We start from the raw sequence: 16,568 nt of genomic DNA, 5'->3' as shown, positions 1-16,568 counted from the left end.
CCTTCTTTCTTACGCGAGTTCGCTGAGGACCTCAGCGGTGTGCTGCCCGGGAAGCGGGGCGAGCGAGCGGACCGAGGCGGGGGTGGCCGAGAACTTGACCGGGATGCCGACGGAGCGGATCTTGCCCTCGCTCGGGTGGTCGACGACGTCGAGCAGGTGGCCTTCGCGGACGTAGGTGTCCTCGTGCGCCTTGTCGAGTTCGAGCACCGGGGCCATCGGGATGCTGTGCTTCGCGCAGACCTCGGACCACTCCTCGGTGGTCAGCGCCGGCGCGCACTCGGTGACCAGCGCCATCATCGCCGTCTGGTCCTCCGGGGCGACCGTGTCACCGTTGACGCGCGGGTCCTCGGCGAGATCGGGACGCCCCGCCGCCTGGAAGAAGTCGCGGAAGTTCTGCGGGTTGTAGGGGATCACGCAGGCGAGGCCGTCCTTGGTGGGCACCGCGGCGTGGCCCTGCAGCATCGACAGCGGGAATCCGGTCTGGCCGTGTACCGGCTCGAACACGTGCCCGGAGAGGTGCTCGACCAGGTTGAACGCGATCAGCGTGTCGGTCATCGGGATCTCGATGTGCTGGCCTTCACCGGTCTTGCGCTGGTGCACGAGCGCCGCGAGCACGGAGTAGGCGATGGTCAGCGCCGAGACCTTGTCGCCGATGATGGTCGGCAGGTAGGCGGGGGTGCCGAGCGCGCGGTTCGTGATGTCGACCAGGCCGGAAGACGCCTGCACGGTCTCGTCGTACGCGGCGTTGCCCGCGCGGTCGGAGTCGGCGCGGAAACCCTGGGCGTGCGCGTAGATCAGCTTCGGGTTGCGCTCGGCGACGTCGGCGTAGTTGAGGCCGAGCCGCGCCAGCGCGCCGGGCCGCATGTTGGTGATCAGCACGTCGGCGGTGTCGATCAGCTCGAGCGCCTTGGCGCGCTGGTCCTCGTCCTTCAGGTTCAGCGCCACGCTGCGCTTGTTGCGGTTGACGTTGAGGTTCAGCGGGGTCATGCCGGGGGTGGTGCGGTACTGGCCGTTGCGGACCGTGTCGGACGGCGACTCGATCTTGATCACGTCCGCGCCGAGGTCACCCAGGATCTGGGCCGCGTACGGGCCCATGACCACCGTTGAGAGGTCGATCACCCGCACGCCGTCCAAAGCTCCGGTGGCGTTCTCTGTGGTGTTCATCGTCACTCCTCTTCGGTGTCTCTCTTCGCTATGCCAATAACGCTAGTAGCGAAAAGACAAAGAGGGAATGATCATGATGCGAAGAATGGTATGACCGCAGCGGTCATACCATTATCGGCTCCTGGAATACGGTTTTCGCCTGCTCGATCAATTCGTTCAGGTCGGTTCGATCGGTGCGCCAGAGCAAGCCGGTCCGCAGTTCGGGGGCGAAATCCTCAATAGGCAGAATGGTGACATTGTCCAGTTTGTACCCGTGCATGGGACTACTCGGATCGAGCATCGAGATCGAGAATCCCATTCCGCTGGAAATAAGTTCCGCCATGCCGCTGTAGCCCGTGCTCGGCAGTTTCAGCCGCTTCTTGACCCCGGCCGCGGAGAGCGCCGTGTCGAGTTGCTCGAAGTAGGCGGGCGTGGCTTCGGACGGCGCCGCCATGTACGGCAGATCGGTCAGGTCGGCGAGCTTGACGGTGGTGCGTCCCTCGAAGCGATCGGCGGGCACGGCGGCGCCGAGACGTTCGGACATCACCTCGATCTGCGCGAGCGCGGGGTCGTTCGCCGGCAGCCTGGCGAGGGTGAGCGCGAGCCTGCCTTCGTGCACGCCTTCGACCAGATCCGCTGTGGTGCCAGGCCATCGCTTGAGATCGAAGTGCTCGCGGCAGCGGTCCTCGAGCAGCTTGACCTTGTCGCGCAGCGCCGGGTGCACGCCGGCGGGCATGCCGATGAAGACGGTGCTGCGTGCGGGCTTGGCCGCCTCGCGCAGCCGCCAGGGGATCGCGTTGACCTGCTCGAGGATGTCCTTGGCGAGCGGGAGCAGCGCCTGCCCCGCCGGGGTGAGCGCGACCTTGTGCGTGCTGCGTTCGAACAGCTTCTGGCCGAGTTCGTGCTCGAGATCCTTGATGCGCTGGCTCAGCGGAGATGCGGCCATGTGCAGCTTGCGTGCCGCCTGGGAGAAGTTGAGTTCCTCGGCGACCGCGACGAAATACCTGAGGTGCAGCATCTCCATGTCCGCCAGCCTAGCCGGACTTCGCTCCCCGCCTGATCAGGGCGTTCTCCCTCCCCATTCACTCCTCAGAGTGACAAGGTTGCATCCCTCCACCCCGCCCTCGTACCGTCGAACAAGTGAGCGAAAAACATCCACTGACAGCGCCGCCCCGCCCGGTGCGGCAAGCGAATTCCCCGAAAATATCCAGAATCGAACTGGGAGAAGTGATCCGTGAAACCCAAAAAGCAGCCGCGCAGGTGGAAGCGGTCCGGCTCGGTGCGGCCGTCCCGGCCGAGGATGAGCACGCCGAGGCGCTGGGGGCCGAGAGATTCGAGGTCGCACCGAGCCGATCGCCCGGCTAGCCCGTCGCGTTCCCGTCGCCGGTCCGGCGCAGCACCAGGCACAGGAATCCCCAGGAATCCCGATACGTGCGCAACCATTCGGATCGGTGCGTGGTGGCCACCGTGAGCGCCTCGCGGCCGTCCGGGTCCTCCTGGCGGTCGAGCGCCCACGAGGCGAGCGAGCCCGTCCAGGCCCACTCGTAGTCGTCCAGTTCCCGCCGGGTGCTGACATGCCCGCCGACGGGCGTCCAGCCGTCGGCGACCACACTGTCCACTGTGGACGTGAGGTCGCCGAAGTCACCGAGCATCTCGATGGCTTCCGCGCTGGGTTCGCGTTCCCAGAACCCGTCGCCGACGAGCACCCGCCCGCCGGGCGCCAGGTGCTTGCGCGCCGCGGCCAGGGTGGGCAGCAGGCCGCCGAACACGTGCGCGGCCCCGACGCTCAGCACGACGTCGAACGGGTCGGCCGAGGCGAACGCGGTCCCGTCCTGCCGATGCAGGGTGAGCCGGTCCCGCACGCCGAGTGCCTTGGCGGCCGCCCCGGCGTGAGCCAAGGCAGGCTCGGCGATGTCGACGCCGTCGGCGCGCACGTCCGGATGGGTGGTGAGGGCACGCAGCAGCCATTCCCCGCCACCACAGCCGAGGTCGAGCACGCGGTCCCCTGGCCGGACGGCCCGGTCGAGGAGCGCGCGCACCGAGTCGTCGGCGAGCGGGGCGGCGATCGGGTGATCGGCATGGGCGAGGCGGGAGATGAGGTCACGATCCACGGCGCGCAGCCTACGGATCCTGGCGCCGCGCGCATCCGATTTTCCGGCCCCGCTTGACAGAGCGGGAGCAACCACGACGATGGCCTCGGGCTCGAGTCGCCCCTGCCGCCAGCCGAAGGAGAAACGATGAACTGGACCTTGGAAGTCGTGGCCGTGCCGGTGTCCGATCTGGACCGCGCCAAGACCTTCTACGCCGACAAGCTCGGTTTCAAGGTGGACCACGACACGAGAATGGGAGGTGACAACGGATTCATCCAGCTGACACCGCCCGGTTCCGGCTGCTCGATCGTGCTGAGCAAGGGCATGACCGCGATGACACCCGGCACGCTCAAGGGCGTCCAGCTGGTCGTCAAGGACCTGCCGAAGGCCAGGGCCGAGCTGATCGAACGCGGCATGGAGGTCGGCGAGATCCAGGTGTTCGGCAAGGAGGGCCCGCGCCCGATGCAGGAGGGAGACGACCTCAACAACGTCGGCTTCGTGTTCTTCGAAGACCCCGACGGCAACGGCTGGGCCATCCAGCAGATCACCGCCCGCGACTGACCAAAGCCCCACCGCTGCTTGAAAACTCCACACAGAGCCCGCACTCGCCCCCGCGGGGCTTGCCCCAGGCATCGTGTCGTCCATCTGTGCACGCGTGTCGTCCATCCAGGTACGCGTGTCGTCCGCCTGGGTACGCGTGTCGTCCGTTGGCTCACGACCCTCGCGGACCTGGCCGAACTCACCGCGCGAGCGGCAGGGTCACGGTGAACGCGGCCCCGCCTTCGGGAGCGGGGCCCGCGGTCAGCGTGCCGCCCATCCTGGTCACCAGGCCGTGGGCGAGCGCGAGCCCGATCCCGGAGCCGACCGGCCGCTTGCCCCGGTACTTCTGGTTGAGCACGCCGCGATCGAAGGCCACCGGGTAGTCCTCGGCGGCCAGGCCAGGCCCGCCGTCGCGCACGGCGAGCCTGGCCTGCCCGTCGACGGTCAGCGCGAGCACGATCGGCGCACCGGCGGGCGTGACCCGCAGCGCGTTCTCCGCCAGCCCGTCGATGACCTGCCGCAGCCGCCGCGGATCGGCCACCACGTGCACCGGATGCGGCGGGACGAGCGTTTCGAGCGCCACGTCCCGTGCGGCGCACCGCAGCCGCCAGACCTCGGCGCAGTCGGTGACCAGCGCGACCAGGTCGAGTCCGGTCAGGTCGAGCCGGAACTCGTCGGCGCCCAGCCGCGCCAGGTCGAGCAGATCGCTGACCAGACGTTCGAGCCGCTGGGCCTCCCGCTGGATGGTGTCGCCCGCCCGTCGCGCGTCCTCGCCCTCGGCGACCCCGTCGGCGATGGCCTCGGCGAACCCGTTGACGGCGGTCAGCGGGGTGCGAAGTTCGTGGGAAACCGAGAGCAGGAACTCCCGCTGCCGCGCTTCGCTGTAGCGCAGCGCGTCGGCCAGCTCGTTGATCGAGGTCGCCACCTCGGCCACCTCGGCGGGACCCTCGATCGGCACCCGCAGGTCCCGCCGCCCGCCCCGCATGCCCGCCGCCACGGCGGCGGCGTGCCGCAACGGACGCGACAGGACCCGGCCGAGCACGAACCCGGCGAGCGCGGCCACCAGCAGGCCGATGCCCAGCGCGATCAGGATGTTCCTGATCAGCTTGCGCAGCGTCAGATCCTCGGCGTGTGCTGGCTGGACCAGCGCGAAAGTCGCGCCTGGGCCGACCGAGCGGACCTCGACGAGGAACTGCTGGCCGTCGACGGTCACCTGTTGCGAACGCGCGGCCGACTCGGTCAGCCCGGCCTTCACCGCGGCCCGGCCTGCCAGCGGGTCGTCGCTGACCGGCTGGCCGTTCGGGCGTTGCAGGACGATCGAGATCCCTTGCCCGCGCACCACCTTCGTGAGCTGGCCGTTGCGCAGGCGCTGGATCGGCAGCGCGCCTTCGAACTGGCTGGCCAGCACATCGGCCTGTGCCGCCAGCGACTGCTGCAGCACGTCCCGGCTGGCCGAGTTGACCAGCCGCGCCGCCACCAGCCCGGCGACGACCACGGCCACGCCCGCGACGGCGAGACAGACCACGGTGATGCGCACTGCGAGCGAGGTGCGGCGGCTGGGCGTAGTCATCACTTGTCCGCCGAGTAGCCGATGCCGCGGACCGTCCTGATCGGACTGTGGCCGCCGAGTTTCGCCCGCAGCTGGGCGATGTGCACGTCCACCGTGCGGGTTCCCGCGGACGCGGCGTACCCCCACACGGAACTCAGCAGCTGCTCGCGCGCGAACACCTGGCCCGGATGGCGTAGCAGGTGCGCGAGCAGGTCGAACTCCGTCGAGGTGAGCCCGATCTCGGCCTCACCGGCCCAGGCCCGGCGCTGGGTCAGGTCCACGCGGACGCCGCCGGCCGAGTAGACCTCGGACAGCGGCGTCGCGGCGGCGGCCCGCCGCAGCACGGTGCGGACCCGGACCGCGAGTTCGCGGGGGCTGAACGGTTTCGTCAGGTAGTCGTCGGCGCCGATCTCCAAGCCCAGCAGGCGGTCCAGCTCGTCGTCGCGCGCGGTCACGAACAGCACCGGCGTCCAGTCGCCCGCCGCACGCAGCGCCTTGCAGATCTCCAGTCCGTCCATTCCGGACAGTCCGATGTCGAGCACGATGGCGACCGGCTTCAGCCTGCGCACCGCGGCGAGCGCGGCGGCGCCATCGGACTCGACGTGGACGCCGAACCCGTCGCGCTTCAGGTACATCGCGGCGAGTTCGGCGATGGCCGCCTCGTCCTCCACGACGAGGACCAGGCCCCGTCCCTGCTGCTGCATGGCAGGCATCCTGCCAGCCCGCGTTCCGCCGTCGTCGGAACTAGCCGTCACCGGCCATGTCCGCGTCGATGCTGTCGAGCATGGCCTGGATGGCGCCCAGCTGACCCGGAGCAGTGGTCGTCTCCGTCGCCGGGCCGGAGGAGGCCTCGTCCTGGCAGGCCGCGCACCCGAACACGGCCAGCAGGGTCACCGCCACCGCGGCGGCCGCGCGCCTCATTTCGTCGGCCCGGTGGCCGGCTTGCAGTGCGCGGCCGTGAAGTCGTCGAGCTTCTTCTTGGCGTCGGCGAGCTGCGGCAGCCGGTCGGAGCGCTTCTTGGCACGCTCGTCGAGCTGGGCGGCGCGGTCGTTGTGGTTCTTGGCACGCTGGTCCTGGGCGCGGGCCTTCAGGTTCGCCACCGAGCCGCGGATCTCCGGGCCGCCGTTGATCCGCTCGGTCGCCTTGGTGGTGCGAGCGGTCAGCTTCGGGATCCAGGTGCCGCAGACGGCCTGGGACTCCTCGGGGCTGAGCGTGATCGGCGCGACCGGAGCCGGGGTGGTCTGCGCGGACGCGAGCGGCGCGATGGCCACCAGCCCGATCGCCACCCCGCTGCCCGCCAGCGCCAGCCTGCGCGTCCAGCTGGTCAGTTCCATCGTTGCTCCTCGAGTTCGGGTCACCGGCTCGTTGCCGGTAGGACAGAACTCTGGCCGCCACGTGTTCGAGCGGTGTGGGAGCAATGTTCGGGTTAGGTAAGGGCTTCGCGGGCGTACCCGTCGAGGAAACGGTCCATCGCCGCCGTGACGCCCGCGACGTCGCCGGTGGTGACCAGATCGAGCAGCAGCCCGCGCGTCACGGCGAGCCCCAGCCGGGCGTGGCTCTCCCGGTCGGCCTCGTCGACGCCCAGCCTGCCGAGCAGCTCGGCCATCGGCGCCAGCCAGTCGTCGATGATCCCGTCGAGCATCGTCGTGGTGCCCGGCCTGCCCTGCAGCGCCTGGCCGTAGAGCTCGAAGAACAGCCTTTCGTTGTGGCGCAACGCTTCGCCGGTGAGATGCCGCCAGAACTCGCGGGCGATCTCGAGCGGTGGCCGGTCCGCGCCGAGGTCCAGCCCGGCGAGCACCGCGCGCTGGCGGGCTTCGACCTCCCGGACGACCTCGACGAGCAGGCCCTCCTTCGAACCGAAGTGATAGATCAGCATCCGGTGGCTGGTGCCGATCGCCGTGGCCAGCGTGCGCAGGCTGAGATCGCCGACCCCGTTACGGGCCACGTGGTCGATGGCGGCTTCGAGCAGCTTGCGTTTCGGATCCGGCACCACTGCTTCCCTTGCCTCGCGGGTGAACCAGATGGTACATGTACCACATGGTTCAGATTTCGGCGCGAGCGCATGCGCGGGCGGCACCGGCCGTCGTCTACGCGCTGCTCCGCGATGGCGCGAGCTGGCCGGACTGGTCGCCGCTCGGGGCGTTCGAGCTGCTCAGGGAGGGGGAGACGGAACGCGAAGGCGTCGGCGCGCTCCGCCTCTTCCGCACCGGGGGCGTCAAAAGCCGGGAGGAGATCGTCGAGCTGGTCCCGGACCGGCGGCTCAGCTACGAGCTGCGTGGCGGGCTCCCGCTGCGCGACTACCGGGCCGACGTCGACCTCACGCCGCGTGACGGGGGCACGGACATCCACTGGCACTCCGGGTTCGAGCCCAAGATCCCCGGCACCGGCTGGTTCTACCGCTGGTTCCTCGGCCGGGTGCTGCGGCGGATGGCCGAAACCCTCGCGGCGCGGGCGGGAGCGGCGGCCCCATAAGCTAGCCCCATGTCAGCGCCACGACGGGGAACGACCGGCCGTACCCAGGAGGAACGCAGTTCGGCCATGCGCCTGCGGCTGCTGGACGCCACCATCGACTGCCTGGTCGAGTACGGCTACGCGGGCACCACGACCACCAAGGTCGCCGACCTCGCCGGCGTCACCAGGGGCGCGCAGGTGCACCACTTCCCGACCAAGACCGACCTGGTCACCTCGGCGATCCGGCACCTGGCCGCGAAACGCACCGAAGTCGCGATGGCCGAGCTGGACCGGCTCAAGGCGTCGGCCGATCCGATCGGGGACGCGCTGCAGCTGCTGTGGGAGATGCACCAGGGCCCGGTGTTCTCCGCGACCGTCGAGCTGTGGGTCGCCTCGCGCACCGACGACGAGCTCCGGCGGCAGATGGCGGCCGTCGAACCGATCGCCACCAGCAGCCTGGTCGACTTCGGCAAGGCGCTGATGCCGGAGTACGCCGGGCACCCCGAGTTCCTGCACGCGGTCTACACCGCGATGGACGTGGTCCGCGGCATCCTCATCGCCAGCTGGGCGACCCGCGACCAGGCCGAGCTCGAAGCCCGCTGGGCGCGCGGGCGCGGCCACCTCCGCCTGCTGTTCGCCGGACTGCTGGAGTCGGCGGCCGCGCCACGCTGAGCCGGGCTCAGTTCACCGCCGAGGCGACGAACTCCTTGAGGGACACGGGGTCCCGCCCGATCAGCTTCCGCAGGTCCTCGCGCGGCACGTCCATCTCGCCGCGGGCGAGCGTGGCGTAGAAGTCCACGATCAGCCCGACCATGTGCTCGGGCACCCCGGCGGCCGTCAGCCCGGCCGTCGCCTGCTCGGGCGTGATCTCCTGGTAGGTGATCTCCTTGCCGGAGGCCTCCGCGATCGCCGACGCCCAGTCCGCGTAGCTGTACGAGACCGGGCCACCCAGCTCGTAGACGGCGTTCTCGTGGCCTTCGGTGGTGAGCACGACCGCGGCGGCCCGCGCGTAGTCCTCACGCGCGGCGGGTGCGAAGCGGCCGCCCTGGCTGGAGTTGGCGATCGTGCCGGTGGCCAGCGCGCCCGCGACGGTGCCCAGGTCGTTCTCGAAGTACCAGTTGTTGCGCAGGAAGGTGAACGGGATCCCGGTGGCCCTGATGGCCTCCTCGGTCGGGCGGTGCGTGTTCGCCAGCGCGATGCCGCTGGTGTCGGCGGCGGTCAGCGAGGTGTAGAGGATGTGCTTGACGCCCGCGGCCTTCGCGGCTTCGACGGCGGCGGTGTGCTGGCGCAGCCGGACCGAGTCGTCGCCGGCGGTCGAGATGATCAGCAGCTTGTCGGCGCCCGCGAACGCGGCGGGCAGCGTCTCCGGCTGGTCGAAGTCGCCGTGGCGGACCTCGATGCCCAGGTCGGCGCCCTTCCGCGGGTCGCGCACGCTGCCGACGACCTCACTCGACGGCACGCGCTCCAGCAGGTGCTTCACGATCAGCCTGCCGAGCTGCCCGGTCGCTCCGGTTACCACGATGGTCATGTCATCTCCTTGGTTCGAGGTCGTTCACCAACCCGAACCTGGCTTCAAACCCAATAATTCCTTCGGGAAAGTAATGACTTTGAGGTCTGTTACTATCTCGGGGAAAGTAAGGAGCGTGCCGTGCTGCCCAACCCGTTCGAGAAGGACTGCCCGACCCGTCAGATCCTCGACCGGATCGGTGATCGCTGGACCGTGCTGATCATCCTGACGCTGTCGGACGGGCCGCAGCGGTTCACCGACATCGGGAAGCGGGTCGAGGGCATCTCGCAGAAGGTGCTCACCCAGACCCTGCAGAGCCTGGTCCGCGACGGCATGCTCACCCGCACCGCGTACGCCGAGATCCCGCCGCGCGTCGAGTACGAGCTGACCAAGCTCGGCCGCAACCTCGCCGAAACGGTCGCCTACCTCGACCGCTGGGCGCGCGAGCACATCGACGAGGTCATCAAGGCGCGCGAGGCCTACGACGGGGTCAGCGCGTGACGAGCCCGGCTTCGTGCGCGAGCAGCCCGGCCTGGGTCCGGTTGGCGCAGCCGAGTTTCACGAGCATCCGCGAGACGTAGCTCTTCACGGTCGCCTCCGAGAGGTGCAGCCGCTTGGCGATGTCCGCGTTGGACAGTCCCTCGCCGAGGCACGCCAGCACTTCGGTCTCGCGGTCGGTCAGCGAGGCCGCGCGGCGGCGGGCGTCCTCGCCGCGCTGCGCGCTGTCGGCGCCCGCGGCCACCAGCCTGCGCGCGGCCGACGGCGAGAGCACGGTGTGCCCGTCGGCGGCCACCCTGACCAGACCGATCAGGTCTTCCGGCGGCGTCGACTTCACCAGGAACCCGGCCGCGCCCGCACGCAGCGCGCGGATGACGTAGGTGTCGGCGTCGAACGTGGTGAGCGCGACGACCGCGGGCGGGGTGGGCAGCTCGGCGATGCGCTCGATCGCGGTCAGCCCGTCGACCCCCGGCATCCGCAGGTCCATCAGCACGACCCTCGGCCGGTGCCGCACCACCATTTCGACGGCTTCGGCGCCGTCCTGCGCCTGGGCGACGACCTCGATGTCGTCAGCGGAGCCGAGGATGGTGCGCAGATGCGCGCACACCATCGGCTCGTCATCGACGACGACGACCGTGATCATGCTGAGCGCTTTCCGCTGTGGGGACATAGGCGGGCAGTATCGCACTGACCTCGAAGCCACCGCTGATCACCGGGCCCGCTCGCAGGCTGCCGCCGATCAGCTCGACCCGCTGCCGCAGTCCGGACAGCCCGGCCCCGGAGCCGCTCCCGGCGAGCACCGGGTCCGGCACGCCTTTCGGCGGCGAGTTGCGGACCTCGATGTCCAGACCATCCGGCCGGTAGCGCAACGCGAGGTCCACTTCGGAGCCCGGCGCGTGCTTGCGGACATTGGTCAGTGCCTCCTGCACCACCCGGTAGGCCGTCCGCGCGACGGTCGGCGAAAGGCCGTTCCCGTCACCGTCGACCCGCAGCCGCACCGGGATGCCGACCGACTCCGACTCGGCCACCAGCATCGCGGGATCGGGCAGCTCGACCACGGCGGGCCCGGTGGCGCCGGTGTCCTGTTCGGTGCCCCGCAGCACGCCGACCAGGTCGCGCAGCTCGTCGAGCGCGCGGGTGCCCTCGCTGCGGATGCCCTCGGCCGCGTCACGCACGGCGGGCTCCTTGGAGGACACGGTCAAGGCGCCGGCGTGCAGGACCATCAGGCTCAGCCGGTGCGTCACGACGTCGTGCATCTCGCCGGCGAGCCGCCTGCGCTCCTCGGCTCGCGCCTGCTCGGCGAGCAGATGCTGCTCGCGTTCGGCGCGTTCGGCGCGATCACGCAGCGAGCGCAGCAGATCCCGGCGGGCCTGCAGGTACAGCGACCCCAGCGCCGGCAACGCGGTGCTGGCCAGCCCGAACGGGATGACCGCCCAGCTCGGATGCCAGAACCGGGTGCTCAAGACCATGAAGATCCCGGTGAGGATGAGCAGCGACCGGCGGTCGAGCACGCGCACCAGCACGCAGAGCAGCACCGAGGTGATGGTCGGCACGGTCGCCAGGCTGATCGGATGTTCGGGCACGAACAACCCGGGCGCCAGCTCGTCGGAGAGGAGCATCAACGTGGCGCCCGTCAGCACCAGGCCCGCGACGATCCTCGGGTAGCGGAAGGCGAAGATCAGGGACAGATCGAGCGGGATCTGCAGCAGGAACAACGCGTAGGGACCGGCCCAGCCCGTCGTCGGCTCGTTGAGCGAAGCCATCAGCGCGTCGAGCCCGGCGAACACGAACGCGGCCACCACGAGCCAGATGTGGTCGCTCTTGGTCGGCGCCGGTCCGCAGGTCACGCGCCCACGGTAGTCACCGGCGGCCGGTGCGGTGGGCGGAAAACCCCTTTCGCGTGGCCGGGAGTCGACGAAAGTTGCGGGTGCCCTGGATGTGGGCGACTTTCGTCGACGCGGTTGCCCACCTTGATCCGTTACGCGGTGCGGCCCCGATGCCGTGGACTGAGCGCCATGAACGGGATCCACACCTTCGCCAGGTGGCCGGTGCTCGCCATCGCCGCAGTGGCGGGTGTGGTGCTGCTGCTGACCAGCGGGCGCTACGGGCACGGCTTCGACGAGGCCTACTTCCTCGTCGCCGGTCGAGATCACTTGAACTGGGGGTATTTCGACCAGCCGCCGCTGATCCCGTTGCTCGCGGGCGGGCTGGACAGCCTGTTCCCGGGGAACCTGGTCGTGCTGCGGCTGCCCATGACGCTCGCCGCGATGGGCGGGATCGTCGTCACCGCGCTCATCGCCCGCGAGCTGGGCGGCCGCCGCGCGGCCCAGGTGATGGCAGCCGCGGCGTACGCGTGCAGCAGCGCGCTGATCATGAGCCACTGGATCGCGACCTACGCGCTGGATCCGGTCCTGTGGACGGTGATCGTGTGGCTGGTGGTCCGCTGGGTCCGCGTGCGGGACGACCGCCTGCTGCTCCTCGCCGGTGTGGTCACCGCGATCTCACTGCAGACCAAGTTCCTGATCCCGGCGTTCTGGGTGCTGCTGGCGCTGAGCGCGCTCGTGCTCGGGCCGCGCGACCTGCTCCGCAGGCCGATGCTGTGGGCGGGCGCCGCGATCGCGGTCGCCGTCACGATCCCCAACCTGGTGTGGCAGGCACGCAACGGCTGGCCGTACGCGCACATGAACGAGGTCGTGAAGGCCGAGTTCCCCGGTGTGGTGCCCTTCCTGCGCGACGGCCTGCTCGGCGCGGGTGTCGGGATCGGCGTGCTCGCCTTCCTCTACGGGCTGTGGCGGTTGCTGCGGTCACCGGACCTGCGCCCGTACCGGTTTCTCGGCGTGACGATGATCGCGCTGATCGTCGCCTTCCTGCTCGCGCAGGGCCGGTCGTACTACCTGATCGGCATCTACGCGCTCCCGTTCGCCGCCGCGGCGGCCGAACTCGAACGCCGTCGGCTGGTCCGCTGGTGGAAAGCCGTCGCCTGGCCGGCTTTCGTGCTGTCGGCCGTGGTCACGGTAGCGGCACTGCCGATCTACCCGGCCTCCACAGTGGACAAACTGCCCACGAGTTTCGGCATCGTCACGCTCGGCACGTCCTTCGCGGGCGGCGAGCTGCCGGTGGCGCAGCTGGCCGAAACCGTGGACGGGATCTGGGCGTCGATGCCACCGGAAGAACGTGCGCACACGGCGGTGTACGCGGAGATCTACCCGTTCGCCGCGGCGGTCGAACGGGACGGCAGGGCGCACGGCATCGATCGTGTCTACAGTGGACACCGAGGCTACTGGTACTTCGGCGCGCCGCCGGAATCAGCGGACTCCGTGCTGTTCTTCGGCTTCGACCCGGGCTTGCTCAAGCCGCATTTCGCCACGATGACGCCGGTCGTCGACGGACTCGTCTGGCGCTACACCGGGAAACTGGCACCATGGAAGCAGATCTGGCCGCTCTTGAAGCGGCAATGAGGGGAACATGATGAGGGAATTGTCCTTGCCTGCCCAGGCTTATCTGCTGGCGCTGAACGTCGAGAGCCACCGCCTGCCCGATCGGCAGCGTGCCGGGTATCTGATCCGCGCGGCGGCCCTGACCGACCTGCTCACACGCGGGCGGCTGGCCGACGACGACGGCGTGGTCGTGCCGGCGGCTCGCGGCGCCACCGGTGATGTCGTGCTCGACGACGTCCTCGCCCAGATCGCCGAGCATCGGCCCGCGAAGTGGAAGACCTGGATCCGCCGTGACTTCCGCGGCACGCTGGCGGCGGTCGAGGCCCAGCTCGAAGCCGCTGGCATCGTCCGCGTCGACCATGCCCGGGTGCTGGGTTTGTTCCCGAGCACCCGGCCGGTCGTGCTCGACACGGCGCTGGTCGAGAACCTGCGCGCCCGGATCATCGAGGCCGTGCGCGGTCCGAAGCCCGTCCACGAGGTCACCTCGGCGGACGCGGCGCTGGCCTCGCTCGTCGCGGCGATCGAGCTCAAGAGCGTGCTCAGCGGCCGCGAAAGGCGGCAGAACCGGGCCAGGCTGGACGCGCTGGCCGAGCAGGGCGGGGCGGCGGTTCCCGCGCTGCGCAAGGTTTTCCGTGACCTGCGCGCGGTGCGGGCGAGCGCCGCGAGCTCGGGTGGTAGTGGCGGTTAAGCCTCGAAAAGCCGGTCCAGGTGGTAATCGAGCAGCGCCACCGCCTCGGCCGGAGTCCGCTGCCCGAGCAGGATGCTGGTGCCTTGCGCGTCGGCGAGCGCCCACAGGATCTCGGCCTCACGGTGGGGGTTCCGTTCCGGGGAGACCTCGCCGGACGACTGCGCCCGCCGGATCTGGTCGGCGAAGAACTCGAACAGCTTCGGCAGGTTCTCGGTGTAGACCTCGGCCATCGACGGGCTGGCGAGCGCGCGGATGAAATAGGCGACGCCGACCAGCCATTCGCTGGTGCTGCGGTCGTCGGTCGGGATGATCTCCACCAGGCAGGCGCGCAGGATCTCGCGGGGCGCCGGCGAGTCGCCCGCCGAGGCCAGGCTCGCGGTGATCCGCTGCTCGCGCACGTCGTCTTGATACTGCAGGGCGTACAGCAGCATCTCGTCCTTGGTCTTGAAGTAGTGCTGCACGGCGCCCATCGACACACCCGCCTCGGTGGCGACGTGCCGCAGGCTCACCGCTTCGAGCCCTTCGCGCGCGGTGAGGCGCAGCAGCGCTTCGGCGATCTGGCCGCGGCGCTGTTCGTGGTCAACCTGCTTCGGCACCCGGCCTCCGGTATGTTTACGATGCGATCGCATTGTAAACGAATCTCGGGGGTATGCGATGACGGACACGGTGCGGCTACGGCCGCCGACCCATTCACTGGACCGGCGGGTGCTGGGCTGGTGGCGGATCCACGGCCTGATCTGGTTCGGCCCGCCGGTGCTGGCGCTGGTGGTGCTCGGCCTGCTCATCCCGCCGGCACGGGGTTGGCTGCTCGCGCCCGCGCTGGTGGTCGCGGTGCTCGGCGCGGCGTGGATCCTGCTGATGCCGATGTGGTGGTACCGCGTGCACCGCTGGGAGGCGACGGAAACCGCGGTCTACACCCGCACGGGGTTCTTCTTCCAGGAGTCCAGGGTGGTCCCGCTGTCGCGGATCCAGACGGTCGACACCCTGCGCGGCCCGCTGCAGCAGGCGTTCAAGCTGGCCACGGTCACCGTGACCACGGCGTCGGCCAGGGGACCGGTCAAGATCTCCGGCCTCGATCGCGAGCTGGCCGATAACCTGGCCGAGCGGCTCACCGAGACCACCCAGGCCACCCCGGGGGACGCGACGTGAGCGAGTGGCTGACCCTGGATCGCCGGACCGTCCGGGTTACGGCGCTGACGTTCGCCGGGCTCGCGGTCGCCTCCGGGATCCCCGCCGTCCTCGCGCTCGCGGACGGCCTTTCCCTCGGCATCGCACTGCTCATCGTGGTGCCGTCCGCGTTGCTCGTCGTCGGCGCGACGGCGCTGCTCGACCTGCTGCGCTGGCAAGCCACCCGCTACCGCCTCACCGAGCAGCGCCTCGAGAAGCGCTTCGACCTGGTGCTCAAAACCCAGAAGTCGTTGCCCCGTGAGCGAATCCGCAGCGTCGACCTCACCGCGAATCCCTTGCACCGCCTGTTCGGCCTCGCGGTCCTCACCATCGGCACCGGACAGCACGAGGGCTCCGAAAACGCCCGCCTCAAGCTCGACCCGCTGACCAGGGCCGACGCCGAACGCCTGCGCGTCGAGCTCCTGCACCGCGAACAACCGGCCGAGCGGCCGGCGGACGGCTCGATTGCCAAGCTCGACTGGGGCTGGATCCGCTACGTCCCGGCCTCGTTCCTCGCGCCCACGCTGGGACTCGCGGCCGTCGGCGCCGTCTTCAAGGTCGCCGACTGGTTCCACGCCGGGGGCGGCGTGGTCCACTGGGCGATCGGCCTGTTCGGCGAGCTGCCGCTGGTCGTGTCGATTCTCATTCTCGCGGTGCTGATCTGGGTGCTCGGCGTGATCGGCGCGATGGGCCTGTTCGTCGAGATGTGGTGGGACTTCCGCCTCGAACGCGAGCCTGGCGGCACCCTCCGCGTCCACCGCGGCCTGTTCACCACCCGCTCGATCTCCCTCGAGGAGAAGCGCCTGCGCGGCGTCGAGGTGGTCGAGCCGATCGGCAACCGCCTCTCGGGCGCGGCCAGGGTCGACGCCATCGCGACCGGCATGCGCAAAACCGACGACAACGACAAGACCGACTACCACACGCTCCTGCCCGCGGCCCCGCTCGCGCTGGCCAACGAGGTGGCCGCCACCGTGCTCGACGAGCCCGTTTCGCCCACGGTCTCGGCCCGGCTCACCGGCCACCCCGAAGCCGCCAGAGGCAGGCGCCTGCGCTGGTGGCTCGGCTCGGTGCTCGTCGTGCTGGCGACATTGACGCTGCTGGGCGTCCTGCTCACGGACGTGCTCCTCATCATCGCCGGAGCACTCGCGGTCCCACTTATCCCGCTCGCGGTGGCGCTCGCGCTCGACGCCTACCGCAACCTCGGGCACGGCCTCACCGGCGAGTACCTGGTGAGCAGGCACGGAGCCATGCGCCGCAGCACGGTCGCCCTGCAGCGCACCGGCGTCATCGGCTGGACGATCAAGCAGTCGATCTTCCAGCGCCGCAAGGGCCTGCTCACCCTGGAAGCGACCACGGCGGCGGGCAGCGGCGGCTACTCGGTCTACGACATCGGCGAGCCCGACGGCATCGCGTTCGCCGACCAGGCGGTCCCGGACCTGCTCACCCAGTTCCTCGAAACATCGGCCGTCACCGACAGGTCCCGCGTCTAATTTGGACG

At 70.0% G+C, this 16,568-nt stretch carries 21 protein-coding genes; 9 read left to right on the top strand and 12 right to left on the bottom strand.

Going from position 1 to position 16,568, the window contains the following annotated elements:
- Positions 1–9: 9 nt before the first annotated feature.
- Together BLV57_RS20490 and BLV57_RS20485 are read right to left on the bottom strand one after the other, a co-directional pair.
- A complete protein-coding gene (locus tag BLV57_RS20490) occupies positions 10–1,164 on the bottom strand; it encodes a CaiB/BaiF CoA transferase family protein (RefSeq protein WP_091291114.1) in 1,155 nt (384 codons plus the stop codon).
- Positions 1,165–1,267: 103 nt separating this feature from the next.
- Entirely contained in the window at positions 1,268–2,167 is a 900-nt protein-coding gene (locus tag BLV57_RS20485; RefSeq protein WP_091291112.1) for a LysR family transcriptional regulator, read from the bottom strand.
- 116 nt (positions 2,168–2,283) lie between these two features.
- Between BLV57_RS20485 and BLV57_RS42905 the strand changes: the two genes are divergently transcribed.
- A complete protein-coding gene (locus BLV57_RS42905) occupies positions 2,284–2,508 on the top strand; it encodes a hypothetical protein (protein WP_143047107.1) in 225 nt (74 codons plus the stop codon).
- On the opposite strand, the gene BLV57_RS20475 is transcribed toward BLV57_RS42905, so the two are convergent.
- On the bottom strand, positions 2,505–3,254 hold the full coding sequence (locus tag BLV57_RS20475) for an SAM-dependent methyltransferase (protein ID WP_091291108.1): 750 nt from the start codon (positions 3,252–3,254) through the stop codon (positions 2,505–2,507). The two genes, BLV57_RS42905 and BLV57_RS20475, sit on opposite strands and share 4 nt — an antisense overlap.
- 126 nt (positions 3,255–3,380) lie before the next feature.
- On the opposite strand from BLV57_RS20475, the gene BLV57_RS20470 reads away from it, so the two are divergent.
- Positions 3,381–3,794: a VOC family protein gene (locus tag BLV57_RS20470; protein WP_091291106.1), complete on the top strand. Its 414-nt coding sequence runs from the start codon at positions 3,381–3,383 to the stop codon at positions 3,792–3,794.
- Positions 3,795–3,972: 178 nt separating this feature from the next.
- On the opposite strand, the gene BLV57_RS20465 is transcribed toward BLV57_RS20470, so the two are convergent.
- The 5 genes from BLV57_RS20465 to BLV57_RS20450 all read right to left on the bottom strand — a co-directional run bounded on the left by BLV57_RS20465 (position 3,973) and on the right by BLV57_RS20450 (position 7,312).
- Entirely contained in the window at positions 3,973–5,343 is a 1,371-nt protein-coding gene (locus BLV57_RS20465; protein WP_091291104.1) for a sensor histidine kinase, read from the bottom strand.
- Complete coding sequence (locus BLV57_RS20460; protein WP_091291102.1) at positions 5,343–6,026, bottom strand: response regulator transcription factor; 684 nt, start codon at positions 6,024–6,026, stop codon at positions 5,343–5,345. The genes BLV57_RS20465 and BLV57_RS20460 overlap by 1 nt, the downstream gene beginning before the upstream one ends.
- A 40-nt stretch (positions 6,027–6,066) precedes the next feature.
- Entirely contained in the window at positions 6,067–6,243 is a 177-nt protein-coding gene (locus BLV57_RS43355; protein WP_176968730.1) for a hypothetical protein, read from the bottom strand.
- Positions 6,240–6,656, bottom strand: a complete 417-nt coding sequence (locus tag BLV57_RS20455; RefSeq protein WP_091291100.1) for a hypothetical protein — start codon at positions 6,654–6,656, stop codon at positions 6,240–6,242. The genes BLV57_RS43355 and BLV57_RS20455 overlap by 4 nt, the downstream gene beginning before the upstream one ends.
- A 92-nt stretch (positions 6,657–6,748) precedes the next feature.
- Complete coding sequence (locus BLV57_RS20450) at positions 6,749–7,312, bottom strand: TetR/AcrR family transcriptional regulator (RefSeq protein WP_245757426.1); 564 nt, start codon at positions 7,310–7,312, stop codon at positions 6,749–6,751.
- A 47-nt stretch (positions 7,313–7,359) separates the two neighbouring features.
- Here BLV57_RS20450 and BLV57_RS20445 point away from each other — a divergent pair, with 47 nt between their 5' ends.
- Both BLV57_RS20445 and BLV57_RS20440 read left to right on the top strand, forming a co-directional pair.
- Positions 7,360–7,794 carry an SRPBCC family protein gene (locus BLV57_RS20445; protein ID WP_425426013.1) on the top strand — a complete coding sequence of 145 codons (435 nt, stop codon included), beginning with the start codon at positions 7,360–7,362 and terminating at the stop codon, positions 7,792–7,794.
- Positions 7,795–7,860: 66 nt separating this feature from the next.
- Positions 7,861–8,445 carry a TetR/AcrR family transcriptional regulator gene (locus BLV57_RS20440; RefSeq protein ID WP_091291095.1) on the top strand — a complete coding sequence of 195 codons (585 nt, stop codon included), beginning with the start codon at positions 7,861–7,863 and terminating at the stop codon, positions 8,443–8,445.
- A 7-nt stretch (positions 8,446–8,452) separates the two neighbouring features.
- On the opposite strand, the gene BLV57_RS20435 is transcribed toward BLV57_RS20440, so the two are convergent.
- Entirely contained in the window at positions 8,453–9,301 is an 849-nt protein-coding gene (locus BLV57_RS20435) for an SDR family oxidoreductase (RefSeq protein ID WP_091291094.1), read from the bottom strand.
- Positions 9,302–9,421: 120 nt separating this feature from the next.
- Between BLV57_RS20435 and BLV57_RS20430 the strand changes: the two genes are divergently transcribed.
- Entirely contained in the window at positions 9,422–9,781 is a 360-nt protein-coding gene (locus BLV57_RS20430) for a winged helix-turn-helix transcriptional regulator (protein ID WP_091291092.1), read from the top strand.
- On the opposite strand, the gene BLV57_RS20425 is transcribed toward BLV57_RS20430, so the two are convergent.
- Complete coding sequence (locus BLV57_RS20425) at positions 9,771–10,421, bottom strand: response regulator (RefSeq protein ID WP_091291090.1); 651 nt, start codon at positions 10,419–10,421, stop codon at positions 9,771–9,773. The genes BLV57_RS20430 and BLV57_RS20425 overlap by 11 nt on opposite strands.
- Positions 10,396–11,625, bottom strand: coding sequence for a sensor histidine kinase (locus BLV57_RS20420; protein WP_245757424.1), 1,230 nt, complete (start codon positions 11,623–11,625; stop codon positions 10,396–10,398). The genes BLV57_RS20425 and BLV57_RS20420 overlap by 26 nt, the downstream gene beginning before the upstream one ends.
- 168 nt (positions 11,626–11,793) lie before the next feature.
- On the opposite strand from BLV57_RS20420, the gene BLV57_RS20415 reads away from it, so the two are divergent.
- Both BLV57_RS20415 and BLV57_RS20410 read left to right on the top strand, forming a co-directional pair.
- Positions 11,794–13,236, top strand: a complete 1,443-nt coding sequence (locus BLV57_RS20415; RefSeq protein WP_091291088.1) for an ArnT family glycosyltransferase — start codon at positions 11,794–11,796, stop codon at positions 13,234–13,236.
- Positions 13,237–13,243: 7 nt separating this feature from the next.
- Complete coding sequence (locus tag BLV57_RS20410) at positions 13,244–13,903, top strand: GOLPH3/VPS74 family protein (RefSeq protein WP_245757423.1); 660 nt, start codon at positions 13,244–13,246, stop codon at positions 13,901–13,903.
- On the opposite strand, the gene BLV57_RS20405 is transcribed toward BLV57_RS20410, so the two are convergent.
- Positions 13,900–14,499, bottom strand: a complete 600-nt coding sequence (locus BLV57_RS20405) for a TetR/AcrR family transcriptional regulator (protein WP_245757422.1) — start codon at positions 14,497–14,499, stop codon at positions 13,900–13,902. The genes BLV57_RS20410 and BLV57_RS20405 overlap by 4 nt on opposite strands.
- Positions 14,500–14,557: 58 nt before the next feature.
- Between BLV57_RS20405 and BLV57_RS20400 the strand changes: the two genes are divergently transcribed.
- Positions 14,558–15,052 carry a PH domain-containing protein gene (locus BLV57_RS20400; protein WP_091291085.1) on the top strand — a complete coding sequence of 165 codons (495 nt, stop codon included), beginning with the start codon at positions 14,558–14,560 and terminating at the stop codon, positions 15,050–15,052.
- A complete protein-coding gene (locus BLV57_RS20395) occupies positions 15,049–16,560 on the top strand; it encodes a PH domain-containing protein (RefSeq protein WP_091291082.1) in 1,512 nt (503 codons plus the stop codon). Before BLV57_RS20400 ends, BLV57_RS20395 begins: the two co-directional genes overlap by 4 nt.
- Positions 16,561–16,568 lie beyond the last annotated feature (8 nt).

The sequence above is a fragment of the Amycolatopsis xylanica genome, from assembly GCF_900107045.1.
GTDB lineage: Bacteria > Actinomycetota > Actinomycetes > Mycobacteriales > Pseudonocardiaceae > Amycolatopsis > Amycolatopsis xylanica.
Note: the sequence above shows the minus strand (reverse complement) of the source record. Positions and strands in the feature narration are given on the sequence as shown.